The following is a 25,150-nucleotide window of genomic DNA, read 5'->3' as shown; positions in this document are numbered from 1 at the left end:
GGACCGTTCCCTTGCCACTGAACAGCCTGCTCGTGCTGGCCGGCTGGGGCAGGGCGATCGCGGTCGGTGGCTGGCTGCAGCGTCGCGGCCGACCTTCCACCGAAGCACAGTTGTGGCGCCTGCTACTGGCGGGGGTATTGGCTGCGCGGCTGGCATTCGTCGTGCGCTGGTGGCCCGAGTATGCCGGCCACCCGCTGGCCATGCTGGACCTGCGCGATGGCGGGTTGTCGCGCTGGGCCGGCAGCCTGGCCGTGCTCGCCGGCGCGGCATGGATCGGTTGGCGACGCCGCCCGCTGCGCGAGCCGATGGCCTGGGCGTTGCTCGGCGCCGTGCTGGTCAGGTGGTTGAGCAGCCTGGTGGCGCGGCGGCTGGACATTTCCATGCTGCGCGTGCTGGACAATTATGATCAGAGTTCCGGCAACCTGCGATCACTTTGCTGGTTGGTGCGGATCATCAGCCGCAAAGTTTTCTCTCGACTCGTTCATTGCTGGGTGGTGACTGTTCGCCTTCGGGAAGGCTACTTGCCGATGAGCCGGGGCATCGACGGCGGGCTGATTTCAGCTGAGAAAGCTTGGTTGCTGTGTCTTGGCTGGAGGATAGAATTCGCCGAGCGGCTGATTCGGCCACTAGCTCCGAAACTGGCTGAGCCACTACCTGCTACAAGAGGGGGGCGATTGACGCGTCTGTCGCGACAATCTATCAATGCGCAGCTGTATCAGAGCGCGGCAAGGATAGGTGCGCGATAAGGCCACCCGTGTCTGGTGCTTCGAAATCCAATGCCCCATCGAAGCGTTTAGCGATCGCGGCCGTGATCGACAAACCAAGCCCACTGCCTTTCGCACCGCGCTGGTACCCATTCTGGTCATTGCCTTTACGCCAGAAGCGCTGAGTCAGATTTTGCGTGCTCTGGCCAGATGGCCAGTCACCGTGATCGCGCACCGTAAACACAAGTTGCGTCGATGTGGCTTGTATATCGAGTACGACACGCTCGCTTTTCGGTGTGTGGCGCAGCGCATTCTCCAGGAGATTGCGTAACGCTGCCGCAGCCAACTCCAGCGATATGCCCACCGCAATAGTGGGCGCGGCATTGTCGAGGGCCACGCGCGCGCCGTCGACGAGATCTGCCAATGCGGTGTCCACGATCGACGCACAATCTGCTGGAGCAGTCTCGTATCGGTGTCGGTCAGATTCGACGCGCGCCAGCAAGAGCAACTGGTCCAACGTTTGCTGCAAACGGGCGATTCCAGTTTCTGCATTGACCAAGGCAGCGCGCGCCTCCCCGGCTGGCAACCGGCTGGCCAACTGGACATGCGTCTTGATGACGGTCAACGGAGTGCGAAGCTCATGCGCGGCATTGCTGGTAAATCGTTGTTCTCGCATCAGCACGTCGCCGGTACGCACTAGCAACCGATTGAGGGTATCGATCATCGGCGTCAGTTCGACGGGCACATCGTCGATCCTGATTGGCGTCAGTGTCTCCGGATCCCGGCGCGACAGCTCGCCGCGCAAAACTTCGAGCGGTCTTAGTCCACGACGTATGCCAAGCCAAAGCACGGCGAGGCTGCCCAATAACGCCACCACGAACGGAACGGTAGCGACCACGGCTACGTTGCGCTGCAGGGTCACACGTTCGGCCAGCCGGTCAGCCGTCGTTATATGCAATCCGTTCTGGATATAGGTAAACAATCGCCACTGTTGACCGTCGATGAGACGGTCGGTGAAGCCCGGCGCTGGTGCATCGAGTCGACCTGCGAAATCGCCATGCGTGCGCACGAGCAACTCGCCCCTTGGCGAAGTGATCTGGCAGGCGACACCCGTACTCTGCGGCATGGACAGCATAGGCTTGCCGACCTGGGCCCAGGCGCCGTTGGGGAGTTGTGCAACCAGCCCGGCCACCATGCGCGCGGAGGCGGCCAGTCGTTGATCGAGCGTCTGGCGCATTTGGTTTCGTAAATCGCTGTACAACCACGCTGCTGCGAGCGCCCAAAGCACGCAAAACGACAAACCGAGACTGATCAGCAATCGTCGGCGCAGGCTCATGTCGGGTCGTCGCCGTCAAGCGCGCCCGGCTCGCCGAGTCGGTAACCCAGCCCACGCACCGTGCGGATCAGTCCGTTACCGAGTTTGCGACGTAGATTAAAGATATGCACGTTGACGGCATTGCTTTGCACCTGCGTATCCAGGCCGTAAAGCGTGTCTTTGAGCTGTTCGATATCCAGAATCCCGCCCCGCGCGTTGAGCATTTTCTCCAACAACGCGAATTCGCGTCGCGTGAGTTCGACTTCGCGACCATCACGCCAGACCTGGCGGTTGTCGGAATCGACACGTACCGAACCATGTTCGATAAGCGAGCTTGCGCGCCCCGCAGCACGGCGCAGCAATGCGTGCAGACGCGCGGTCAACTCATCGAGATCGAAAGGCTTCAGCAAATAGTCGTCGGCGCCCGTCTGCAATCCAGCGATTCGATCGGCGACCCCGTCGCGTGCGGTCAGCACCAGAACGGGCACGGTCACATCTTGGGCACGCAAGTCGCGCAGCAAAGTCAGTCCGTCGGTATCGGGCAGGCCAAGATCGAGCACAACAACGTCGCTTTGCAGGCTCGCAAGCGACCGTCGCGCATCGGCCGCGGTTGCGACCCAGTCGACTGTGAAGCCGACGAGCCGGAGCCCCGTACCGATGCCCGATGCCATCAGTCCGTCATCTTCAATAAGCAGTACGTGCATGGCGAGCTTGCGATGAGCTAAACGACAGTATAGCGGCTGTGGTTCTGTCAAAGCCGGATTCAGTTAATCCTGACTTAATAGTCACCGGCGAACATGCCAGACTCTTCAATCAACTGAGTCGAGATGTCCCGTCTAAGCGTCTTTTTTGTCGTTGCGCTTGCTGGTCTGCTCATGATGCCGTCGACGACTGCGATGGCGCAAATTGGCAGCAGCGACTTCCTGCCCGTGGAGCAGGCATTTTCCTATGGAGTCAAGGTCAGCGCCGACAATACGCTGACCATCACATGGGACATCGCGCCCGGCTATTACCTGTATCGCCACCAGCTCAAGTTCGAAGACAAGACCGGACCCATCGCGGATGTCCGGATGCCCGACGGCGAACCGATCGAAGACGATTTTTTCGGCAAATCCGAGGTGTACCACAACCACGTGGCCGTCACCGTCGCCGCCGGCACCGCGCGTACGCTGAATATTTCCTGGCAGGGCTGTGCCGAGGCCGGGCTGTGCTACCCACCGCAGCATGCCACGCTGAATCTTGCCGACTACGGAATGGGCGGTAGCGATCGCAGTGGCAGCGATTCCGGCTCCGCGGTGGCTGTGGACAACGACAACGACAACGACAACGGCGCCGCCCGCGGATCCGATCTCGGTGAAGATCAATCCTTGGCCGCACGTCTCGCCAGCGCCAATACCGTCTGGGTTCTGGCGGTGTTCTTTGGGCTCGGGCTGCTGTTGGTGTTCACCCCTTGCGTATTGCCGATGCTGCCGATTCTGACCAGCTTGATTGTAGGTTGCGGTGCAAACGGACGGCGTGGATTCGTTCTTTCCGTGGCTTATGTGCTGCCCATGGCAGCGACGTATGCGCTGTTGGGCGTGGCGGCGGCGCTGGCGGGCGCCAACCTGCAGGCGGTGATGCAGACACCGTGGGTACTGGGTACTTTCGCGCTGGTCTTCGTCGTTCTTGCCCTTTCCATGTTTGGCGTTTATGAATTGCAGCTCCCGACGGGCTTGCGCAATCGACTCAATGACGCAAGCCAACGGCAGCGCGGCGGCCACCTCGGTGGCGCCGCGATGATGGGCGTGTTGTCCGCGCTACTCGTCGGCCCGTGCATGACCGCGCCCTTGGCCGGCGCCTTGTTGTACATCGCCGATAGCGGCAACGTGGTGCTCGGCGGCAGCGCCTTGTTCGCGCTGGGCTTGGGTATGGGCGCGCCGCTGGTCATCGCCGGCACAGTCGGTGGCCGCCTGTTGCCCAAGCCGGGCACCTGGATGACTGGCGTCAAGGTGGTCTTCGGCTTCGTGCTGTTGGGTACGGCGATCTGGTTCGTCCAACGGGTGGTGCCGGACAACATCACGCTCGGACTCTGGGGCGCGTTACTGGTCGCCATCGGTGTCACGCTCTACCAACTGGCCGTACATGTGGCGGCGCCGACCCGGCCCGAGCGCATGATCTCGCGTGTCGCCGGGCTGTTGTTCGGCCTTTGGGGCGGCTTGCTGGTCGTCGGTGCGGCCGGCGGTGCCGATAGTCTTCGCGAGCCGCTGGCGTTTGCGTCGACATCCACGTCGGCGAAAACCACACCGTCAATCGAGACGAGCGATTTCATGGATCGCTTCGGTGAGGCAGCCGATCTCGACGACCTCAAAGCGAAGATCGACAAGGCAGCGTCAAACGGCCAATGGACGCTGGTGGATTTCTATGCCGACTGGTGCATTTCCTGCAAGGTGATCGAGTCGGAAGTCTTCGGTAAATCGGAAGTCCAGGCCGCACTCGCCGGATATCAACTGTTGCGGCTCGACGTTACAGACAATGACGCCATCGATCGCGCTCTGATGAAGCATTTCAACATCATCGGCCCGCCCACCATTTTGCTGATAGGCCCCGACGGGCAGGAGCGCCGCGCGGCCCGCGTGGTGGGTGAACTGGACGCGAATGCCTTCCTGCAACATCTTTCCCGCGCCGCAGACAAATCTTGACGTTGACTATTATCGTTTCCGGCGAGTTCGCCGCAGGAGCCTTTGCCATGAAGTGTCGTGATTTCCATTCAGAATGGCTGGCAACCCCCAATGAATTGAGTGAGGCGGCGTGTGCACATGCAGGCCAGTGCACCCGGTGTGCAGAGTTTGCTCAAAGCGTGCGCAACTTCGACCGTCGCTTGATCGAGGCAATGTGCGTGAGCGCACCTGAGTTTGTGTCTTGCAAAGACTTCATGGAGATATTGGCCCATGAAGCTTGACGAATGTCCGCCTTTGCATCGCTTTGAATGCTTCGCCTTTCCATCGTCGACCGGAGTGCGCGACCTTTCGTGTCGCAGAACGGCATGAATGAACCGGATGATGCGGTTACATCCCCTTATTTGCAGAGATGGCACGAATGCTCTCAGTGAATCTCGGCCCACTGGCTATTTCCGTCGGTCAGGCCCTCATGATCCTCGCCTTCGTTGTCGCGTTGATCGTGGGCAAGCTGGCCGCACGACGGCGTGACCTGGCCATCGTTGACAGATTGTTCAATCTCGCGCTGCTGGCCGTTGTGGCAGCGCGCATAGCCTTTGTCGCTCACTACTTTTCTAGCTACGGTTTTGATCCACTGGCGTGGATCGATATTCGCGACGGCGGCTTCGAGGTTGTCGCCGGCCTGCTCGTCATGGTCTTTTATGCCAGTTATCTCACCACGCGCAAGCCGGCGCTACGAGGCCCGCTTGGCGCGGCGCTGTTCGCGGGTGTGCTGACCTGGGGGTTGACCGGCGGCGCGTTGAGCCTGATCGAGAATCAGGCCCGTCGGCCACCGCAGACCGAGCTGTACACGCTCGATGGCGCGGTCACCAACTTGGCGAGTCTGCAGCAAAGCGAGGGCAACCGGCCGATGGTCGTCAATCTCTGGGCGACCTGGTGTCCGCCGTGCCGAGCGGAGATGCCCGTGCTGGAACAAGCACAGAACGAGCATTCCAACATTCTGTTCGTCTTCGTCAACCAGGCCGAGGCCACACCCACCATCCAGAAGTTCATGAATCAAATGGAACTGGACATCGATCACGTGCTGCGGGATCGCCGCGCCGAAGTTGGACGACAGGCCGGTTCAGCCGCGCTGCCCACAACACTGTTCTACGGCGCCGACGGCCGACTGGTAGATAGCCATCTTGGCCAGCTTTCCAAAGCCACGCTGGGCCGAGCGCTCAAACGTTTCAATCTGACCACCGATGATTCGGTACCACCGAAGGATTCCCTATGAAAAAAATGACACGCAACCTGTTGGCACTGCCCTTTGGCGCGCTGTTGATCGGTACCTATGCCTTGTTCACCTGGCCGCGCATCTCCGAAGCTGCCGACACCACGCAGCCCGCTCCAGTGACCGCGCTTTCCGCCCAAGGGCTGGAAATCGTCGAGAAGTTCGATGCCCCGTCTGGCTTGACCGGTTATGCGGCGACGGTGCAAGGCCGACCTATTGCCATCTATGTGACTAGTGACCGCAAACACGCAATTGTCGGTACATTAGTTGATGCCGCTGGCAAGGATATGACCTCTGGGCCGCTTGAGCGTATTGTCGCCGGCCCACAGGGTGAGAAGGCGTGGAAACAAATGGAATCGGCGGCATGGGTGCTCGATGGCAGCAAGGATGCCAAGACAATCGTCTATGAGTTCACCGATCCTAACTGCCCCTACTGCCACAAATTCTGGGAAGTTGCGCGTCCGTGGGTGGATGCTGGCAAGGTACAGATCCGCCACGTAATGGTCGGCATTCTCAAGTCAGACAGCGCCCCCAAGGCCGCCACCATTCTTGCCGCGAAGGACCCTGCGGCTGCGTTCGCGCGTGCCGAGCGCGAATACGGCCAGGGCGGCATCAAGGTGGCCGACAACATTCCCGATTCCGCGCACAAAAAAGTGGCTGCAAACAATGAACTCATGCAGTCCCTAGGCTATTTCGCGACACCTACGATTCTTTACAAAAAGGCCAATGGCGAAATCGGCGTCAAACAGGGACTGCCCCAAGGTAAAGACATCGACGCGATTCTGGGTAGCAAGCCGACCCATTGATCGGTGACCCGAGGGCGGTTTGGCCTTGATTGGCCTCGCTGGGATCGGCGGATGTCTTGCTAGTGCTGCGGTGAAAGCGAGCATACCTGCCGCCAGGCCGAGCAAAAAAACCAATGGCTGCCACGCACCTTGAGCGATGGCCACGCCGGGCCTGAGCATAGACCGGCCAAACCCTAGCCCACACCAAAATGGCCGTACCGCCAATCGGTCGCGAATCAACGTCGCTGCGCGTGGGCAAGTGAAATTTGGCGCCGTATACCGGTCGTGCACGGCGCAGGATGAAGCGAAAACGGACCGGCATAATCATCATGGTGCCACCCAGCGCCAGTGCAAGTGTAGGGTCCCAGTTTCCAGTGGCATCGAGAAAATCCATGAACTCCGCCACATCCCGATCACGTTACAACAGCGATGAAGGGGTGATCACCACCGGAATACTGATCATGCTCCAACGGAACTGGTGAACAATGTCACCTGAATACGCACCATGCACACGCCGCTGCCGGTGCTGGTCCTGCTCGATCTGGATGGGCAACCGATCGCGCTGCAGCAGCTACGCGGCCAGCCGCCCGTCATCAACCTGTGGGCCAGCTGATGCGGCCCGTGCCGCCGGGAAATGCCGGTACTGGCGCAGGCCCAGCAGGCGCGCCCGCAGCTGCGTTTCGTGTTCGCCGACCAGGGCGAGTTGCCAGCAGAGATCCGCGCCTTCCTCGCCGCGAACCGGTTGCGTTTGGCAGGCGTCCTGGTCGACCCCTCTTCGCAGCTGTCGCAACACTTTGGCGTGCGCGGCTACCCGACAACCCTGTTTTTCGACGCGCAGGGCACGTTGCGCAGCGTGCATACCGGTGAGTTGTCGCCCGCCACCCTGGCCGCCGAAGTACGGCACATCGTCCCGCGTGCCGCTGCAGCGGCATCCCACTTGTCTGGAGTCTCTCGATGAAACACTGGTTTTCGTTTCTGTTCGCCATCGGCGTCAGCGCCTGCAGCCAGGCGCAGGACGCGCCGCACTACCCGCCGCCGATCCAGGGCCTGGCCGGTCAGGGCCTGACCATCAAGGGGCCGCTGGAGGCGCCGAAGGGTTACACCGGCTATCGGGGCGAGTACGAGGGCCGCCCGGTGCCGGTGTACCTGTTGCCGGATGGCCAGCACGCCATGGTCGGCACGCTGTTCGACGCCGCCGGGAAAGACTTGACCCAGGGACCGCTGCAGGCAGCCAGCACCCCGGCACTGGATGAGGCGACTTGGGCGCGGCTGGGCAAGGCCGCCTGGGTCGCCGAGGGCGCCGCTCATCCCAAGCGCATCGTCTACGTGTTCACCGATACCGAATGCCCCTATTGCCACAAGCTGTGGGAGGCCACCCAGCCCCTGTTGGCCAACGGCGATGTGCAGGTGCGCCACGTCATGGTGGCCGTGATCGCACCGCAAAGTGCCGCGCGCGCCGCTGCCGTGCTGGACGCTCCCGATCCGAAGGTCGCCATGCACCAGCACGAGACGGCCTTCGGTCACAGCCCGCTCGCCCCGCTGAAGGATGTACCGCCGCCCACCGCCAAGCGCATCGCGGATAACAACGCGCTGATGGATAGCCTGGGCATCAGCGGAACGCCGGCGACGGTCTACAAGGATGCAGACGGAAAAATCCGGATGGCAGTGGGCATGCTGCCGCCGGATCGGATCAAGGCCATTTTCGGTACGTGAAAAAAAGCGGTTTGGATCCGCGCAGGTTCACGGACGCGACAATCGGCTCCCCGCTGGTCTGCGTTCGGCAACGAGGCTTCCTTCTGCTGCCAGTGTCGGGTGCGTGACGGGAAGTTCACTGATCGGTCATGCATGGCGCACGGCACAGGGCCGAGAATCCTGCCTTCGATCCATTCCCCATGCAGGAAAAGGTGCCATGGCCCACCCAAGAGAGTCATCGACCGACCTGGCGTTACCCATCCAGTTACCCGGCATCGTGCTTGGCATCGGCCTCGGCGGATTTTTCGACGGCATCTTCCTGCACCAGGTGTTCCAGTGGCACCACATGTTCAGCAGCATCTACCCGATCGATACCGTCGCCGGCTTGCGCATGAACACCTTTGGCGATGGCCTCACCGTCACCTGGATTGCCGTGCTGGTCGGCCTGGGCATCCTGTACTCAAGGGTGACCGAGGCGCGGCGGCAGGTCTGGGGTTCGCGCGTGCTGTGGGGCTGGATGCTGGTCGGATGGGGCATCTTCAACCTGGTGGAGGGATTGGTGGACCACCAGCTCCTCGGCATTCACCATGTTCGCAGCGGTCCCCATCAGCTGGCCTGGGATATGGCGTTCCTCGCCTTCGGCGTGATCCTGGTCGGGCTGGGCTGGTTGCTGGCGCGGAGCGGACGCATTTTCTCCGGTGGCGCGCGCCAACCCTGAGCACCAGCTCATGATGCATGGTGCCGACGGCCCTTCCATGCTGGCACCTCGCCTGCTGGTTGTCCTTGTTGCCGGCGGCTATCTTTGGCTGGCATGGCGCCAACGGCAGAGGCCACGTGGATGGAGCGCTTGGCGCACAGCCGGCTTTATCGCCGGCAGTGCCTTGTTGATGCTCGGCCTGGTGCCGCAGTGGCTGCCATTTCCGGCAGGCGATTTCAGGAAGCACATGCTGCAGCATCTGTTGCTGGGTATGCTGGCGCCGCTGGGGCTGGTGATGGCCGCGCCGATCACACTTGTGCTGCGTTCGGTGCCGGCGCGTCTGGGCCGGGGCATCAGCCGCGGCCTGCGCAGCCGCTATATGCAGGTGGTCGCCAATCCGATCAGCGCGCTGGTGCTTGATCTGGGCGGCATGGCGCTGCTGTACTTCAGCCCGCTGTATATGGCGATGATGACCGACCCGGCGCTGCACTACCTGGTCCATCTGCATTTCGTGCTGGCCGGCTGCCTCTACACCTGGGTCATCGCTGGCCCCGATCCGGCGCCGCATCGGCCCTCGGTGCCTGCGCGACTGGTGGTACTCGGGGCGGCGGTACTGGTCCACTCGGTGCTCGCGCAGCTGCTTTATGCAGGTTGGTTCGTGCAGGTACCGGCACCGGCCGGGCAACTCCAGCAAGCCGCCGAGCTGATGTACTACGGCGGCGACATCGTCGAGATGCTTTTGGCTATCGCCCTGGTCAGCACGTGGCGACCCACGCGCATGCGGGTCGCTGTACCCGGTGGACGCAAGGTGGCCTAGGAGGCACCGGCCGGCTCGTCCTGCATCAGTGCCAGCTAGCCCCGTTCTCGGGACTGCGGAGGCAGCGATCGTCGATGAGTGATCCTTCGGCCTGACGCCGATCACAGCGACGGCGCTTGCGGCCGGTTCACGCCGCGATGAAATCCCGCAGATCCGAACCGCAGCGGATACATTGCGACGGGATCACGCACTTCGCTGCTCCCGTCTGCCGTCCGCGGAACATCACTTCTTCTGGCGCCCGGGCGGATAGGCTTGGCGAATGGTGCCGCCCACCTGCCTCAGGGCGGCATCGAAGGCATAGTTTTTCCGCCACACGAGCCCGATCGTGCGGCCGGCCGCGTTGCCCGAGAAGCCGCGAACGCACAGATTGACGTCCGTGACTTCGTGCGGCAGAGCCAGCTCCGGCACCAATGTCACCCCCGCTCCCGACGCAACCATCTGCACCAGCGTGGTGAGACTGGTGCCGCGGAAGGTGTCGATGTTTGCGTGAGTACCTGCGCAGAACGCGGCGGATTGCTCACCCATGCAGTGACCCTCCTGCAACACCAGGACAGTGGCGTGGCGAAGCTCGGCGACGTCGACATCGGCTGTGGTGGTTGCCAACCCGTGGCCGCGCGGAGCGACCAGCACAAATCGGTCCCGGGCAATTTCCTCTCGCTCGACGTCGCCGAGATCCGCCTCCAGCGCCACCAGCGCGGCATCGAGCGCGCCGGTTTGCAGGTCGCGCACCAAGACCTGGGTCTTTTCCTCGATCCAGCAGATCAGCAGCTGCGGGTAGGCTTCGCGCAGCGCGGGAGTCAGGCGGGGCAGCAGGTAGGGAGAGATCGTCGGCAATACGCCGATGCGAAGCGTGCCATCGAGCGGGTCGGCGCAGCGTCGGGCCGACCGCACCAGATCGTCGGCTTCACGCAGCACGATCAGCGCGCGCTCAATGAAGGCCTGGCCCGGGCCAGTGACGAGGATATGCCGCTGGTGCTTGTCGCGCTCGAACAGGCGCACACCCAGTGCCTCTTCCAACTGGCCGATCTGCTGGCTAAGCGCTGGTTGCGAGACATGGCAGCGTTCGGCGGCCTTGCCGAAACTGCGCGACTCGGCGACAGCGACCGCATATTGAAGCTGCCGCAAGGTACAGGGATAGGGGCCATGGCTCATAGATGCACACTATCAGTTTCGCAGAAAATCGGTATTAGACCCATTGAGGACCAAGGGCTACTAATGGGCACACCAACGTCCAGCCAGCGCCTGCCCGGGCGCATCCACCAGCCAGGGAAAAACCATGTCTGCCCAGATGAAATGCCCCTTCGCGCAACCTACCGCCGCAGCCAGCGAAGCGCCGTCCAACCGCGAATGGTGGCCCAATCAACTCAATCTCAAGATCCTGCATCAGTACGCCCCGGCGACCAGCCCGATGGCGCCCACGTTCGACTACGTCGAGGCGTTCGAGAAGGTCGACTACAACGCCCTGAAAAACGATCTCCATGCGCTGATGACCGACTCGCAGGACTGGTGGCCCGCCGATTACGGCCATTACGGGCCGCTCTTCATCCGCATGGCCTGGCACGCGGCGGGCACCTACCGCATCGGCGATGGCCGCGGCGGCGCCGGCATGGGCCAGCAGCGCTTCGCGCCCCTCAACAGCTGGCCGGACAACGTTAGCCTGGACAAGGCACGCCGCCTGCTGTGGCCGATCAAGCAGAAGTACGGCAACCAGCTTTCCTGGGCCGACCTGATCGTGCTCACCGGCAACGTCGCACTGGAGTCGATGGGCTTCAAGACCTTTGGCTTCGGTGGCGGGCGTGCCGATGTGTACGAGCCGGATGAGTCGGTGTACTGGGGTTCCGAGCGCAAGTGGCTGGGCGGCGATGAGCGCTATGCACAAGGCTCGCCCGGGGTCGAGGAAACCCACGGCGTGCTGCCGAAGGACGACGACAGCGGACAGCCGCACACCCGCTATCTGGAGAACCCCCTGGCGGCCGTGCAGATGGGCCTGATCTACGTGAACCCCGAAGGCCCCAGCGGCAAGCAGGATCCGGTCCAGTCCGGCAAGGACGTGCGCGAAACATTCGCACGCATGGCGATGAACGACTACGAGACCGTGGCGCTCACCGCCGGCGGCCACACGTTCGGCAAATGCCATGGAGCCGGCAGTGCGACAGCGGTCGGCGCGGCGCCCGAAGGCGCCGGCATCGAGGCACAGGGCCTAGGCTGGCAGAACAGCTTCGGCGCCGGCAAGGGCGGCGACACCATCAGCAGCGGCCTGGAAGGTTCGTGGACGCCCACGCCGACCAAGTGGGACATGAGTTACTTCGACGTGCTGCTGGGTAACGAATGGGTGCAGGCCAAGAGCCCCGCCGGCGCCCAACAGTGGGTGCCCAGGCAGAATACCGACCGCAACATGGCGCCCGCCGCGGATGATGCCTCGAAGAAGGTGCCGATCATGATGACCGACGCCGACATGGCGATGCGCTACGACCCTGCGTACGAAAAGATCGCGCGCCACTTCCATGCGCACCCCGACGAGTTCGCCGATGCCTTCGCCCGCGCCTGGTTCAAGCTGACCCACCGCGACATGGGCCCCAAGGCCCGCTACCACGGCCCCGAAGTGCCGGCCGAAGAGCTGATCTGGCAGGATCCAGTACCTGCGGTCGACCACAAGCTGATCGGCGAGCGGGAAATCCACGCCATCAAGGTGAGGCTGCTCGGATGCGGGCTGTCGACCCAGGCGCTGGTCTATACGGCCTGGTCCGCGGCCTCGACCTTCCGCGGCTCGGACAAGCGCGGCGGCGCCAACGGCGCGCGCATCCGCCTCGCGCCGCAGAAGGACTGGGCGGTCAACCAGCCGGATCAACTGGCCCACGTGCTGCAGACGCTCGAAGGCACCCGCGATGATTTCAACCGGCAAGCGCCGGGCGGCAAGCGGGTTTCGCTGGCCGACCTGATCGTGCTGGGCGGCGCTGCCGCCATCGAAAAAGCCGCCACGGATGCCGGCCATCCGGTAACCGTGCCCTTCACGCCGGGCCGCACGGACGCCTCCCAAGAACAGACCGATGTCGAGTCTTTCGCCGCGCTGGAACCGATCGCCGACGGCTTCCGCAACTACCGCAGCGACAAGTTCAAGGAGATCGCCAGCGAGGCGTTGCTGGTCGACAAGGCGCAGCTGCTGACGCTCAGTGCACCGGAAATGACCGTGCTGGTCGGCGGCCTGCGCGTACTGGGCGCCAACTGCGACGGCAGCGAGCATGGCGTGTTCACCGATCGCATCGGCGCGCTGAGCAACGACTTCTTCGTCAACCTTCTAGACATGCGCAACGAATGGAAGCCGGTCCCGGGCAACAAGGAAACCTTCGATATCCGCGACCGCACCACCGGCGGGATCAAGTGGACCGCAACCCGGGCGGACCTGGTGTTCGGCTCGAACTCCCAGCTCCGCGCGATTGCCGAGGTCTACGGGCAGCACGATGCACAGGGCAAGTTCGTCGAGGACTTCGTCGCGGCGTGGAACAAGGTGATGAATGCGGATCGTTTTGACCTGGCGTGACGGGTGTCCTGTGTGCCGCCGCAGCCCAGCGCGCGGCGCACCGTCACGCTTCCTTGCCACGGATTTTCGGCGGTCATGGCATCGTTCAGCACGGAACGGTCACCCGCCCCGGCATGCAAGGCCCCGCGCGGGTTTCCTTTTCATCAGCGCTACGCCCCGGTTTCAGGAGGCTCCATGCACGCACCTTTTCGCTACGCCGACGGCCACTACGCTGGCGGGCAGCCGACGCCCGAGGAGCTTGTCCATCTTCTGCGTGAGGGCGTGCGCACCGTCATCAATCTGCGGGCGCCAAGCGAAGGCAGCGACTATGACGAAGCCGCCGAAGCCGCGCGGCTCGGACTTCGCTATGTCTCCTTGCCGATCACCGGCGCCGCCGATCTCGATCGCGAGCACGTGCGCCAATTCGGCCACGCGCTCGATCAGGCGCGGCCCGCTGGCGGCGTGCTCACCCATTGTGCAAGCGGCAACCGCGCCGGGGCGATGGTTGCGCTGGACGAGGTGATGAACCGTGGCGGCTCGTTGGACAGCGCGCTCGCGCACGGGCGTGCGGCCGGCCTGGCTGCGCTGGAACCCGCGGTCGTTGCGCTGGCCCAGGCCCAGAAAGAGCCGCGATGACAAGCCGCCTGGCGGGGGCGTGGTCGTCAGCGTCCACGCCGGGCGCTCCACCAGCACAAAAGCTCAGCGCCAGTGCGAAGGGATCGGCCGAACGCCCAGGCTGCATGGACTACCCCGGCAAACCGGCACCAGCGAGGCTGCGCCCACGTTCGGTTGATTTCACGCATACCGTCTTCGACAGGCACGTTATTCCCATTCCGTTAAACCTGAGGATCTTCCGATGAGCCTGAAACTCGGCGAAACCGCACCCAACTTCCAGATCGCGACCACGACCGGCGACATCGACTTCCACCAGTGGGCGGGCGATTCCTGGGTGTTTTTCTTCAGCCACCCGGCCGACTTCACGCCGGTGTGCACCACCGAGATGGGCCGCACCGCGCAGCTGGCGCCGGAGTTCGCCAAGCGCAACGTCAAGCCGCTGGGCCTGTCGACTGACTCGGTTGACGAGCACCTGAAATGGATCAAGGACGTCGACGCCACCCAGCACACCACGCTGGAATTCCCGATCGTCGCCGACGCCGACCGCAAGGTCGCCGAACTGTACGGCATGATCCATCCGGGCCAGAGCGATACCGCCGCAGTGCGTTCGGTGTTCATCATCGACCCGCAGAAGAAGATCCGCCTGACGATGACCTACCCGATGGCGGTCGGGCGCAACTTCGAGGAGATCCTGCGAGTGATCGATGCGCTGCAGACCAGCGATAAGCATCGGGTGGCCACCCCGGCCGACTGGCGTCCGGGCGACAAGGTGATCATCCCGCCGTCGATCAAGAACGACGAGGCCAAGGGGCTGTTCCCGCAGGGCTGGGACGAGATCCGTTCCTACCTGCGGCTGACGAAGCTGTAGCCGGCGATTGCCGCGCAAACCATGCGAAGACCGGCCTTGCCGGTCTTCGAGCTCGAACCATCGAATCCTCACGCCGCCTCCACGGGCAAATATCCTTAATGTCCATTCGCAGGGAGGCAGTCACAGCACACCAACAGGAGCACTGCCATGAAAAAAAACATGGGTACGGCCGACCGCACCATCCGCATCCTCATCGCCATTGCCATCGCCGTGGCTTATTTCACCGGAATGATCGGCGGCGCACTGGCGATTGTGCTCGGCATCATCGCCGTGATCTTCGTGCTGACCAGCCTGGTCGGCATGTGCCCGGTTTATTCCTTGCTCGGAATTTCCTCGTGTCCGCGTCGCCAACGCGTCTGACCCGCGACCAGGCTGCGCTCCCGCGCAGCACAGGCAGCGGGCGCGTTGTCGTACACAATATCGAGCCGCCATGCCTCGCCTGACCGTCCTGCAATTGAACGACCTTCACGGTTATCTCCAGCCCCACCCCGAAATGGTGCGCGGCGAGCACGGCGAATGGCAGTTCACGACGTTGGGCGGGCTGGCACGCATCGCCGGTCTGTTCGAGCGCGTCCGCGCGGAACGCCCGGACGCAGTGGTCACGCTGGACAACGGCGACACCTTCCATGGCACCCATGTGGCCGTGGCCGGCAAGGGCATGGCGCTGGTGCCCGCGATGAACGCGCTCGCCTTCGACGCGATGGCGGTGCATTGGGAGTTCGCCTACGGACCCGACGGCGTGCAGCGGATCGCCGAACGCCTCGACTACCCGATGCTCGCGATCAACTGCCACCGCAAGCACGACGACCAGCTATTCCTGCCGCCGTGGCGCATGGTGACCCGCGCCGGACTGCGCATCGCCATCATCGGGCTTGCCTGCCCGATCATCGACAAGACCATGCCGCCGTCGTTCAGCGAGGGCCTGTATTTCACCATCGGCAACGTCGAACTGCCGCGCTGGATCCGCCACGTGCGCGAGGAGGAGGGCGCCGAGCTGGTCATCGTGCTGTCGCATCTGGGTTTCCCGCAGGACGTGAAGCTTGCCGGCGAGGTCGCCGGGATCGATATTTTGGTCAGCGGGCATACCCACAACCGCATGGCCCGGGCAATCGAGGTCAACGGCGCGATCCTCTTCCAGTCCGGCTGCCATGGCTCGTTCATCGGCCGGCTCGATGTCGAGGTGGAGCAGGGCCGTGTGGTCAGCCACCAGCACGCGCTGGTGGCGATCGACGAGTCGATCGATCCGAATCCCCAGATGGCGACACTGGTCGACGACGCGCTTCGCGCCGAGCGCGAGACGATGGCGGAAGTGGTCGGGCAGACCGAGCTGCCCCTGCATCGCTACGCCATGCTGCACGCGCCGATGGATGACTTGCTGGTGGCGGCCATCGCCGAGGCCGCCGGCACGCAGGTCGCGTTCTCCAACGGCTGGCGCTACGGCGCGCCGATCCCGGTCGGCCCGGTCACGCTGGGCGACCTCTGGAACATCGTGCCGATGAACCCGCCGATCTCCACCACCGAGCTGACCGGCGCGGAGCTCCGCCAGATGATCGAGGTCAACCTCGAGCGCACCTTCGCCGCCGACCCCTACCAGCAGATGGGCGGCTACGTGAAACGAATGGCGGGCGTGCAGGTTTATCTCAGGGCCGAAAACCCGGACGGCCATCGCGTGGATCGCCTGTTCGTCGAAGGCGAACCGGTCGCGGACGAGCGCGTCTACCGCTGCGCCTTCATCACCGAACAGGGCGTGCCGGCACGCTTCGGCCGCCGTCGCAAGCGGCTTGGCGTGCATGCGATCGACGCACTGCGTGCGCGCCTGCAGCGACCGTGGCCCGGCTTGTGCCCGCCAGCTTCAGTGGTAGAAATCTAGCAACAGCCAACCGATCCGCTCACTGCATGGGGGACGACCCACCCGCTGGAGCGGCTCGGTCGGACACGGCTGCGTCGCGTTGCTCGCCACAGCGCGGACGTTCTTCACGTACATCCACACCGCCCCGCTGTGCACAGCCGTTGCAGGTTGACGGAGGAAATCAGGGGCGCTTCGGTTTTTTCATGCCGCTTCCGTCGACCCGGGCCGGCGCTTGAATTGGCGGTCCGGGGCGCCCATCTCGACGCACATTCCCCGAAGGTACCCATAATGGCCATCCCCACATCCCCATCAATTCAGGAGCAGAACCGCCAGCGCTTCAACGTGATCGCGGCCGATTGGGACGAAAGCCCGCGACGGCGGGAGCTGGCCTCGGCGGTTGCGGCCTCGATCGAAGCAGCGGTGCCGCTGCAAGCGGACTGGGAGGCCATGGAATACGGTTGCGGCACGGGTCTGGTGGGCGCCACGCTGGCACCAAAACTGGGGCGGCTTCTGGCCTGCGACGTGTCGCCCGGCATGCTCGCGGTGCTGGAGGCGAAAGCCGGGGCGGCCGGGCTCGATAACCTGCAGGCGTGCGTGCTCGACCTCACCAGCGAGCCACCGCCGGCACAGCCGTTCGACTTTATCTTCAGCAGCATGACGATGCATCACATCCCCGACGTGCCGGAGCTGCTGCGCACGTTCCACAGCATGCTCAAGCCGGGCGGGTGGCTGGCGCTGGCCGACCTGGATGCCGAGGACGGCACCTTTCACGAAGGCGGCGTGAGCGGCGTCATGCATCATGGCTTCGACCGCGACGCATTCCAGGCTGAGCTAGAGGCTGCGGGTTTTCTCCAGGCCCGTGCGTGCACCGCCTGCGTGGTGAGCAGGCCAGCCGCCGAAGGTCGCCACAGCGACTATCCGGTCTTTCTGGTCACCGCCAGGGCTTGACGCCGGCAACTGCCCGCAGGTCACGGCCGGAGGGCGAAGCTGCACGCTATCGAGCGCTATCGCGCCTGCCTGGCCGAAGAGGAGTCGAACGCTCACTCATGCGGTCTGGTAAAGGGGCTGCTTGCGGATGCGGGGAAGCAGAGGAGAAAGGGCAGGGCAGCGGTTCGACCATGGTCAGCTATCAGGCCGAAAAAGGACGCCGTTGCCGTACGTGGCGGGTCCGCTTCCCAGGCTCGCAGCAAGCGGTTGCGGGCCCGCCCGTCCCACAGCTTCCTTTCCGCTCTCGCGGACAGGCCACGAAGGTGTGCGACCACGGGCGACGTCGCTACAGACGCAGCCGCGCGGTATTGAGCAGCACGGTCACCGAGCTCAGGCTCATGACGGTCGCTGCGACCAGTGGATGCACGTAGCCTGCGATGGCCAGCGGGAGGGCTGCCGCATTGTAGGCGACGGCCAGGATCAGGTTCTGGCGGATTACGCGCGAGCTCTTGCGCAGCAGCGCGAAGACGCGTGGAAGCTGCTCCAGGCCACCCTGCATGAGGGTCAGCGCGGCGGCCGATTGCGCGGCCGGACTGGCTCCGCTGACGGCCACCCCCAGGTCGGCCGCGGCCAGCGCGGGACCGTCGTTGATGCCATCGCCGCAGAACGCGACATAGCGGTTTCGTGCACGCGCGGCTTCGATGCATTCGAGCTTGCCCTCGGGACTGATGCCGGCGCGGTAAGGCAGCGCCAGCGGCCCGGCCACTTCGGCCACCGCGAGGTCGCGGTCGCCGCTGAGGATCACCAGTTCGCAGCCGAGCGCGCGCAGCCGGTCGACAGCGGCCCCGACCCGTTCGCGTAGCGGGTCGGCAAACTCGAACGCGCCGACCCAGCGGCCATTTCGCACCAGATGCGATACCGTGCGCCGATTGCCCTCCTCGGGAACGGCAATGTGCTGGGCGATGAGCCAGCTGCGCCGGCCGAGGCGAAGTTCCTCGCCTTCGGCGTTCCAGATCAGTCCCGCGCCGGCCACTTCCCGGGTCCGCCCCGTGGGACGCACCGCATCGCCCGCATCCAGCGCGGCGAGCGCGCGGGCCAGTGGATGGGACGAACCGGCTGCCGCCGTGGCGGCCCAGCGGCGCAGCGTGCGCTCGTCGATGCCGGGGGCCGGATGGATACCGACGACGGCCGGTTGGCCCTGGGTGAGCGTGCCGGTCTTGTCGAGGAAGACGATGTCGGGCAGCCGGAAGTGCTGGATCAGATCGGTGTCGCGCAGCAAGGCGCCTAGGCGCGAGGCATGGGCCACGGCGCGGCTGGCCATCAGCGGGACCGCCAGCGACAGCGCGCACGGACAGCCGATCACGAACACCGACAAGCCCCGCGCCGCGGCGTCGAACCCGGTTGCTCCTTCCAGCAGGGCGACGCCGGCGCCCAGAGCGGCCGCGCCTGCCGACCACGGGATCAGGTAGCGCGCCAGGGCATCGACCTTGCGCTGCCACGCGGGCTTTTCTGTCAGCACCCGGCGCACCTGGCTGGCCAATGCATCGATCCGCCGGGCACCGGGCAGCGCCTGCGCGGTCATCTCGGCGCTGCCGTCGATCACCTGGTCGCCGGCCCACAGGCGGGCCTCCGCGCCGAGCTCGACCGGCACCGATTCCCCGGTGAGGCGGGAACGGTCGACCCAGAGCGTGCCATCGACGATCGGTCCGTCCACGACCACCGCATCGCCGGCTTCCAGCCGCACGCGATCGGCCGGGCGCAGCTGGCTCGCCGGCACCCGCTCTTCCGCGCCGGCGATGACGCGCCGGGCCAGTTGGTCCCCGGTGCCGAGCAATCCGCGTACGCGTTCGGCCGCATTGGTGCGCAGGCGGCGGTCGACCAGGCGGGCGATCAGCTGGAACGTTACCAGCATCAGCGCGGAGTCGAAGAAGACCTGGCTGCGCCCGTCCAGCAGGCTGAGCAGCGATAGCAGCACCGCCAGGGCGACCCCCAGCATGATCAGGCTGTCCAGGCCGGGCGCGCCCGCGCGCAGCGTGCGCCACCCGGCGAGATAGAACGGCCAGCCCGACCACAGCAGCGCGGGCATCGCGAACGCTCCCGAGCCGATCGCCAGCAGGTAGCCGGTCGACCGGTCGGATGCGGCGAAGTACAGCTCACCGGCAGCGAGCATGCTCCACATGCCGAAAAAGACGGCTACCGCCAGGCGCTCGCCCAGCCGCAGATGGATCTGCCTGGCGCGGTCGGCCGGCTCGTCCAGGGTGCGTGTCCCGTAGCCCAGCCTGGCGACGGCCTTGCGCAGGGTCGTCAGGCTGGTCTGGCCGGGATGCCACTCCACCACGACGGCGTCTGCGGCGAAGTGGGCGGCAGCGGCCCGGACGCCGGGCTGGCGTGCAAGTAGCGCTTCCACGGCCGCCGCGCAGGAGGCACAGAACATGCCTTCGACCACCAGCACCTGGCGCTCGACGCCGCTGTCTGGGGCGGAGTGCCCGGGTTGCTGCGGCTCGCTCAGGTTCCCGGCTGGCGCAGCCGCCGCGGGCTGGCCGCCGGCCACGCTAGTCGTCGCTGCCGTGGTCGCCATCGCTGTCCGCCGCTCGGGCGTCGGGCGTGGCGGTGAAGCCGGCCGCTGCCAGTGAGGCAAGCAGCGCTTGGCCGAGGCCGGGCTCGAGCGCCTGCAGCACGACGCTGCGGGCGGAGAGGTCGACGTCCACCGCGCTGACCCGGGTGTCCCCGGCGAAGGCGGTACGCAGCCTTTTTTCGCAGGCGGCGCAATGCAGGTTCTCCAGCCGGTAGCGATAGCTGACCGGCCGCTGCAGGGCGGACGCGCGATTCATAAGCGAGCTGCCCTGGTCATGGAATCTGCCTCGCCGTGTGACACCGCTACGGTTTGCGCGTGGGCGGGGGCGGTGTGCCCACCCCGATCAGCTGGCCATTGACCACCTGGCCGTAATACGTGTTGCCGCCACTGTGGTACTGCTTGGCCGCTTCCGCCACGGCGCCGGTCTGGCGTGGATCCTTGGGGCGTTCGTGGCTGTCGATGTAGGCGGCGACGTCCCACGCCTGCTGGTCGGTCAGGCGGTCGTGCTGCCCCAGTGGCATGTTGGCCTTGATGAAGCCGGCGGCATTGTTGATGCTGGCCATGCCGGCGCCCCAGTTGTAGCTGTGCGGCCCCCACAGCGGCGGAAACACCACCCGCCCGTTGATGTCGTGCTGGCCCTGGCCGTCGCCGCCGTGGCAGGTCGCGCAATAGGTCTGGAACACCGTTTGTCCGCGCTCGGGCGAATAGCCCTGTGCGGTCTTCTTCAGCTTGGGATAGCCGCCGCCAGCCAGTTTGGTGTTGGTCGGCGCGCCGGTCGCCAGCCAGTGCATGTACGCCTGCAGGTCCTTGTAGACCTGGTCGCCCGCCTTGGGCGGACCACCCGAGGTCGAATCCTGCGCATTCATCGAATAGGTGAAGCAACCCTTGACGCGATCCTCCATCGTGTTGATCTGCTTGTTCTTGGAGCGGTACATCGGGTAGCTGACCCAGGCCGACCACATCGGGGCCGAATCGGCGCGGCGGCCGGCGTCGAGGTGGCAGTTGCTGCAGGAGAGCTCATTACCGACGTACTGGCCGGCGTGGGTGCGCGTGTTGACGAAGATCTGCATGCCGCGGCGGACCGCATCACCTCCTGGGCCGGAAGGGATGCTGCTTTCGGGCGGCGGATTGAAGGCGGGCGGGGTTTTCTTGCCGGCGGTGGCCGGCGCCGGTGCGCTACCGCTCGCCTCGGGCCCGCGGTCCCGGGCTTGCCGGCTGTGATGCAGTCCGGGTACCTCGATGTTGCCGAACACGACCACCGCGGCAAACAGCACGATCCCGCCGATGACGGCGTAGATCGCACGCCGGGTGCCATGCCCTGCACGTTGATCGTCCCGGCTTTCGTTGCCTTCGACGCGTCGGCGGGTGGGTTCGGATGGGTGCTCCATGGTCATTCTCCTGTCGAGGCCTGCACCTGGCGCGACGGCACGGGTGGCAGCGTACTGAGATAGTCGGAGACGGCCTTGCGATCGAGCGCATCCAGCTTGACCGCAATGTGGCGCATCAGCGCGGAGGGGTCGTTGCTGCGCTGGCCGTCGGCGAAGGCATTGAGCTGGGTCACGGTGTAGGCCGGGTGCTGGGCCGCGAGCGCGGGGAAGATCCCGACCCCGAAGCCGGACGAACCGTGGCAGGAGAAACATGCAGGGAGCTCGCGTGAGCTGTCACCGGCGAGGGCGAGCTGCTGGCCGCGCGAAATCCGGCCGCCGAGATCCGGACGGGCGGTCGAGCCGGGCGACAGCTGGGCGTAGTAGCGGGCAAGGACAGGTATGTCTTGCGGGGCAAGCGAGCGGGCCACTATCGCCATGATCTCGTTGGGGCGCCGACCGCTGCGGAAATCGAGCAGCTGGCGCTCGATGTAGGCCGAGTCGAGTCCGGCCAGGCGCGGGATGTTGAGCGTGCCGCCGCCGGTGGCCCCATGGCAGGACGCGCACGACCAGCGCCCGCCGCGCGCGGCCGAGGCCAGTAGGGCGCCGGCGGTGTCGGTGCCGGCGAGCGTGACCGCTGCCTGCGTCGAGGCTGGCTGCGCTTCGTAGGCAGCCGGATGATCCGACACCGCCACCAGCGCCGCGCCCCCGCTCCATGGTTCGGAGGGGCCGCCCTGACGCCGGGCGGCGGTGACATCGGACACGTTCAACGGTCCGGCCTTGTTCGACCAGGCTTGCCGTATGTAGGTGCCAATCTCGGCGATCTCTGTGTCGGAGAGCACACTGGCGAAATCGGGCATGTGCCCGTTGTAGTCCTCGCCGGCAACGCGAATCGGCCCATGGATGCCGTGCAGCAGGATCCTGGCGATCATGCGCGGATCTTCGGTGACGAAAGGCGAGCCGTCGAGTGGCGGCACCGCACCCTTCAGCCCGGCGCCGTCGACCTGGTGGCAGGTGGCGCAGCGCTCCTGGAACAAGGTGAGGCCGGGCTGGTGGGCCGGGCGGTTTTCGGTCTTTTCGGCGAGGTTGCGCTGCAGCCGCTGGGTCTGCCCGATCTGCACCGACTTGCCGGCGTCGTAGAGCATCGCCACGCCCCAGAGCGCCAGCGCGATGGCGATCCAGTACACCGGCAACGGAACGCGCCGGGACTCCTCGTAGGGTTCGAAAAGTTCATCCTCGGGAAGGCGCCGCGGGCGCTGCTTGCGATCTTTCACCGGGCACCTCCCTGGGTGGCATAGCCATCGTCGCGTACGCCATCGACGGGCGCGGGATAGGTGCGGTCGAGGCTCAGCAGGTAGGCCACCAGATCCTGCGCATCGCGCGTCGCCACCACCGTGCCTTCCCGCGGCCGGTAGGCTTTGGGTACCCATACAGCCACATCGCCAGGCGCGAGTCGTGACTTGACTTTGAACAGGTAACGATAGGCCGGCATGATGCTCCACGGGGAGATCGACCGCGGCTGGTAGAGGTGGGTCAGTTGCCACGCGGCGCTCGGCATGCGCGCGCCGATGTTCAGCAGATCCGGCCCGGTGCGCATGGTGCCCAGCAAGTGCGGCTTGTCGAACATGTAGTCCGAGGCCACCGACGCGCGGCCCCAGCCGCGTTCGACGTCGGGCGCCTGGTCAGGCGAGCGCGGCTGCTGGCTATGGCAGTAGACGCAGCCCTCGCGCACGTACACCGCCCGCCCGCGCAACTCGGTGGCGGTGTAGTCGCGCAGGCCGGGCGTGGGTGGCTTGCTGCGGATCTGCACCGCGGGCAGGACGAGCAGCAGCACGGTGGCGAATACCAGCAACGCCAGCGACAGCAGGGCGATCGGCAGGACCTTGTTCATGGTGATCATGGCGCGGCCTGCGCGGCGACCGGCATGGTCTGGCCCGGCGCATGCAGTCGGGAACGCGCCAGCAGCACGAAAAAGTTGAGCGCGAACACCAGGTGTCCGAGCGTCATCAGCGAGCCGCCGACCGAGCGCGAGATCAGGTACGGCCTGAGCAGGATGACGCTGTCCGCGAACGGCCGACTGGCATCGATCATGGCATAGCCCTGTTCGATGCCGCCGATGGTGAGCGCCGTGAAGTAGATGGCGAAGCCGACGATGGTGAGCCAGAAATGCACCGGGATCAGGCGCGGATACGGCCACTGCGCGCCGATCATGCGCGGCATGATGTGGTAGATGCTGCCGAACAGCACCAGCGAGACGAACCCGTAGACGCCCAGATGCGCATGCGCGATGGTGTACTGGGTGAAGTGCACCACCGTCTGCACCGGGCGCAGCGCTTCGGTGGAACCCTGCAGCGAGACGATCGTGTACGAGAGCGCGCCGAGCCAGACAAAGCGCAAGGGGGTGGAGTCGCGCAGCGCCCACAGGTTGCGCGCCACCGTGACGTGGTGATTGATCGCCACCGCGACGACCGACACGATCATCATCATGCTCTGCACGATCGAGAGCGTCACCAGCCACGTCGGCACCGGGCCGCCGACGAGATGATGGATGCCGATCTGGCTGTAGAACAGCGCCAGCGCCCAGAAGCCCAGCAGCGACAGCGTGTACGAATAGATCGGCTTGCCGATGATCTTGGGGATGAAGTAGTACGCCGCGCCCAGCCCGAGTGGCGTGAGCCACAAACCCAGCACGTTGTGCGCGAACCACCAGTTCACCGTGGCCTCCTGCGCACCGGAGTAGATCTCCGGAATGTTGGCGATCACGAACAGCATCGGAAACCAGCCCAGCGCGGCGATGAAGTACCAGCCGGTCACGTATATGTGGCGCACGTTGCGCGCGCGCATGGTGCGGAACAGCGGTACCGCGAACAGCGCGGCGCCGATCGCGATGAAGATATCGACCTGCCAGGGGATCTCCAGCCATTCCTCGCCGTCGGTGAAGCCGGCCGCTATTCCGGCCAGTCCGGCCGCCAGCGCGATGTTCCAGATCCACGCGCCGTAGATCGGCAGCCGCGGCGAGCGCAGACGTGTGTGGAAGATGCGCGGGATGATCCACATCGCCACGCCCAGTCCGCCCAGTGACAGCCAGCCGTAGATGACCGAGTTCAAGTGCAACGTGCGTATGCGGCCGAAGGTCAGCGCGCCGGCACCGTCCAGCCAGTCGGGCAGGTGCATCTTGAGTGAGGCAATCACGCCGAACACCGAGCCCAGCACCAGCCAGATCACCGCGCTGGCAAGCAGCAGGGTGACGGCACGGCGTGACGAGGCGTCCTCGCCCGCATGCGCGGCATCGCGATGCTCGTGCTGCGCCACTTGCTCGTTCGGCGTATCGATCGTCGGGTCGTCCATGCCTCCGGCCTCGCCCTTGCCGAAGACCGTGTAGGCATGCGCCTGGTCGACTTTCATTTGACGGTTGCTGATCGCCCAGATGAAGGCAGCAAGCGCGATCAGCGAGATCACGAAACTGATGACCAGAAACAGGCCGATCGTCCAGCTCAT

25 protein-coding genes are annotated in these 25,150 nt (G+C 65.1%); 15 read left to right on the top strand and 10 right to left on the bottom strand.

Annotated elements, in window-relative coordinates; translation table 11 throughout:
- Positions 1 to 11 precede the first annotated feature (11 nt).
- A complete protein-coding gene (locus ACVCL9_RS04935; RefSeq protein ID WP_447098899.1) occupies positions 12 to 746 on the top strand; it encodes a prolipoprotein diacylglyceryl transferase family protein in 735 nt (244 codons plus the stop codon).
- Here the strand turns inward: ACVCL9_RS04935 and ACVCL9_RS04930 are convergent.
- Positions 700 to 2,040 carry an ATP-binding protein gene (locus tag ACVCL9_RS04930; protein WP_447098900.1) on the bottom strand — a complete coding sequence of 447 codons (1,341 nt, stop codon included), beginning with the start codon at positions 2,038 to 2,040 and terminating at the stop codon, positions 700 to 702. The two genes, ACVCL9_RS04935 and ACVCL9_RS04930, sit on opposite strands and share 47 nt — an antisense overlap.
- Positions 2,037 to 2,723 (bottom strand): response regulator, encoded by a 687-nt coding sequence (locus ACVCL9_RS04925; protein ID WP_447098901.1) that lies wholly within the window; start codon positions 2,721 to 2,723, stop codon positions 2,037 to 2,039. Before ACVCL9_RS04925 ends, ACVCL9_RS04930 begins: the two co-directional genes overlap by 4 nt.
- Positions 2,724 to 2,846: 123 nt before the next feature.
- Here ACVCL9_RS04925 and dsbD point away from each other — a divergent pair, with 123 nt between their 5' ends.
- From dsbD to dsbG (ACVCL9_RS04905), 4 genes are all read left to right on the top strand, one after another.
- Positions 2,847 to 4,697: a protein-disulfide reductase DsbD gene (dsbD, locus tag ACVCL9_RS04920; RefSeq protein WP_447098902.1), complete on the top strand. Its 1,851-nt coding sequence runs from the start codon at positions 2,847 to 2,849 to the stop codon at positions 4,695 to 4,697.
- Positions 4,694 to 4,957 (top strand): hypothetical protein, encoded by a 264-nt coding sequence (locus tag ACVCL9_RS04915; protein ID WP_447098903.1) that lies wholly within the window; start codon positions 4,694 to 4,696, stop codon positions 4,955 to 4,957. Before dsbD ends, ACVCL9_RS04915 begins: the two co-directional genes overlap by 4 nt.
- Positions 4,958 to 5,094: 137 nt before the next feature.
- Entirely contained in the window at positions 5,095 to 5,949 is an 855-nt protein-coding gene (locus ACVCL9_RS04910; RefSeq protein WP_447110601.1) for a prolipoprotein diacylglyceryl transferase family protein, read from the top strand.
- Complete coding sequence (gene dsbG, locus ACVCL9_RS04905) at positions 5,946 to 6,752, top strand: thiol:disulfide interchange protein DsbG (RefSeq protein ID WP_447098905.1); 807 nt, start codon at positions 5,946 to 5,948, stop codon at positions 6,750 to 6,752. The genes ACVCL9_RS04910 and dsbG (ACVCL9_RS04905) overlap by 4 nt, the downstream gene beginning before the upstream one ends.
- Here the strand turns inward: dsbG (ACVCL9_RS04905) and ACVCL9_RS04900 are convergent.
- Positions 6,688 to 7,125 (bottom strand): DUF6691 family protein, encoded by a 438-nt coding sequence (locus ACVCL9_RS04900; protein WP_447098906.1) that lies wholly within the window; start codon positions 7,123 to 7,125, stop codon positions 6,688 to 6,690. The genes dsbG (ACVCL9_RS04905) and ACVCL9_RS04900 overlap by 65 nt on opposite strands.
- A gap of 240 nt (positions 7,126 to 7,365) precedes the next feature.
- Between ACVCL9_RS04900 and ACVCL9_RS04895 the strand changes: the two genes are divergently transcribed.
- From ACVCL9_RS04895 to ACVCL9_RS04880, 4 genes are all read left to right on the top strand, one after another.
- Positions 7,366 to 7,689, top strand: coding sequence for a TlpA family protein disulfide reductase (locus ACVCL9_RS04895; RefSeq protein WP_447098907.1), 324 nt, complete (start codon positions 7,366 to 7,368; stop codon positions 7,687 to 7,689).
- Positions 7,686 to 8,444: a thiol:disulfide interchange protein DsbG gene (gene dsbG / locus ACVCL9_RS04890; protein WP_447098908.1), complete on the top strand. Its 759-nt coding sequence runs from the start codon at positions 7,686 to 7,688 to the stop codon at positions 8,442 to 8,444. The genes ACVCL9_RS04895 and dsbG (ACVCL9_RS04890) overlap by 4 nt, the downstream gene beginning before the upstream one ends.
- A gap of 196 nt (positions 8,445 to 8,640) precedes the next feature.
- Positions 8,641 to 9,141: a DUF2243 domain-containing protein gene (locus ACVCL9_RS04885; RefSeq protein ID WP_447098909.1), complete on the top strand. Its 501-nt coding sequence runs from the start codon at positions 8,641 to 8,643 to the stop codon at positions 9,139 to 9,141.
- Positions 9,122 to 9,937 (top strand): cytochrome c oxidase assembly protein, encoded by an 816-nt coding sequence (locus ACVCL9_RS04880; protein WP_447098910.1) that lies wholly within the window; start codon positions 9,122 to 9,124, stop codon positions 9,935 to 9,937. Before ACVCL9_RS04885 ends, ACVCL9_RS04880 begins: the two co-directional genes overlap by 20 nt.
- 222 nt (positions 9,938 to 10,159) lie before the next feature.
- Here the strand turns inward: ACVCL9_RS04880 and ACVCL9_RS04875 are convergent, their stop codons facing one another.
- Positions 10,160 to 11,089, bottom strand: a complete 930-nt coding sequence (locus ACVCL9_RS04875; RefSeq protein WP_447098911.1) for a LysR substrate-binding domain-containing protein — start codon at positions 11,087 to 11,089, stop codon at positions 10,160 to 10,162.
- Positions 11,090 to 11,213: 124 nt separating this feature from the next.
- On the opposite strand from ACVCL9_RS04875, the gene katG reads away from it, so the two are divergent.
- The 6 genes from katG (at position 11,214) to ACVCL9_RS04845 (ending at position 17,734) form a co-directional block, all read left to right on the top strand.
- On the top strand, positions 11,214 to 13,475 hold the full coding sequence (gene katG / locus ACVCL9_RS04870; protein WP_447098912.1) for a catalase/peroxidase HPI: 2,262 nt from the start codon (positions 11,214 to 11,216) through the stop codon (positions 13,473 to 13,475).
- A gap of 174 nt (positions 13,476 to 13,649) precedes the next feature.
- Positions 13,650 to 14,090 (top strand): fused DSP-PTPase phosphatase/NAD kinase-like protein, encoded by a 441-nt coding sequence (locus ACVCL9_RS04865; RefSeq protein WP_447098913.1) that lies wholly within the window; start codon positions 13,650 to 13,652, stop codon positions 14,088 to 14,090.
- Between the two features lie 220 nt (positions 14,091 to 14,310).
- Positions 14,311 to 14,937 carry a peroxiredoxin gene (locus ACVCL9_RS04860; protein ID WP_447098914.1) on the top strand — a complete coding sequence of 209 codons (627 nt, stop codon included), beginning with the start codon at positions 14,311 to 14,313 and terminating at the stop codon, positions 14,935 to 14,937.
- A gap of 147 nt (positions 14,938 to 15,084) precedes the next feature.
- A complete protein-coding gene (locus tag ACVCL9_RS04855) occupies positions 15,085 to 15,297 on the top strand; it encodes a YgaP family membrane protein (RefSeq protein WP_447098915.1) in 213 nt (70 codons plus the stop codon).
- A 70-nt stretch (positions 15,298 to 15,367) separates the two neighbouring features.
- On the top strand, positions 15,368 to 16,807 hold the full coding sequence (locus ACVCL9_RS04850) for a bifunctional metallophosphatase/5'-nucleotidase (RefSeq protein WP_447098916.1): 1,440 nt from the start codon (positions 15,368 to 15,370) through the stop codon (positions 16,805 to 16,807).
- Between the two features lie 267 nt (positions 16,808 to 17,074).
- Positions 17,075 to 17,734 (top strand): class I SAM-dependent methyltransferase, encoded by a 660-nt coding sequence (locus ACVCL9_RS04845; RefSeq protein ID WP_447098917.1) that lies wholly within the window; start codon positions 17,075 to 17,077, stop codon positions 17,732 to 17,734.
- Positions 17,735 to 18,059: 325 nt separating this feature from the next.
- On the opposite strand, the gene ACVCL9_RS04840 is transcribed toward ACVCL9_RS04845, so the two are convergent.
- The 6 genes from ACVCL9_RS04840 to ACVCL9_RS04815 form a co-directional block, all read right to left on the bottom strand.
- Positions 18,060 to 20,165 carry a heavy metal translocating P-type ATPase gene (locus ACVCL9_RS04840; protein ID WP_447120454.1) on the bottom strand — a complete coding sequence of 702 codons (2,106 nt, stop codon included), beginning with the start codon at positions 20,163 to 20,165 and terminating at the stop codon, positions 18,060 to 18,062.
- Positions 20,166 to 20,265: 100 nt separating this feature from the next.
- Positions 20,266 to 20,544, bottom strand: coding sequence for a heavy-metal-associated domain-containing protein (locus ACVCL9_RS04835; RefSeq protein ID WP_447098919.1), 279 nt, complete (start codon positions 20,542 to 20,544; stop codon positions 20,266 to 20,268).
- A 46-nt stretch (positions 20,545 to 20,590) separates the two neighbouring features.
- Positions 20,591 to 21,676, bottom strand: a complete 1,086-nt coding sequence (locus ACVCL9_RS04830) for a c-type cytochrome (protein WP_447098920.1) — start codon at positions 21,674 to 21,676, stop codon at positions 20,591 to 20,593.
- 2 nt (positions 21,677 to 21,678) lie between these two features.
- Positions 21,679 to 22,839 (bottom strand): c-type cytochrome, encoded by a 1,161-nt coding sequence (locus tag ACVCL9_RS04825; RefSeq protein ID WP_447120452.1) that lies wholly within the window; start codon positions 22,837 to 22,839, stop codon positions 21,679 to 21,681.
- 83 nt (positions 22,840 to 22,922) lie between these two features.
- On the bottom strand, positions 22,923 to 23,543 hold the full coding sequence (locus tag ACVCL9_RS04820; protein WP_447098922.1) for a cbb3-type cytochrome c oxidase subunit II: 621 nt from the start codon (positions 23,541 to 23,543) through the stop codon (positions 22,923 to 22,925).
- A 5-nt stretch (positions 23,544 to 23,548) separates the two neighbouring features.
- Positions 23,549 to 25,150, bottom strand: a complete 1,602-nt coding sequence (locus ACVCL9_RS04815; protein WP_447098923.1) for a cbb3-type cytochrome c oxidase subunit I — start codon at positions 25,148 to 25,150, stop codon at positions 23,549 to 23,551.

This window comes from Rhodanobacter sp. UC4438_H5 (genome assembly GCF_052978405.1).
The sequence above is the reverse complement of the archived record's forward strand: the minus strand, read 5'-3'. Positions and strand labels throughout refer to the sequence as shown.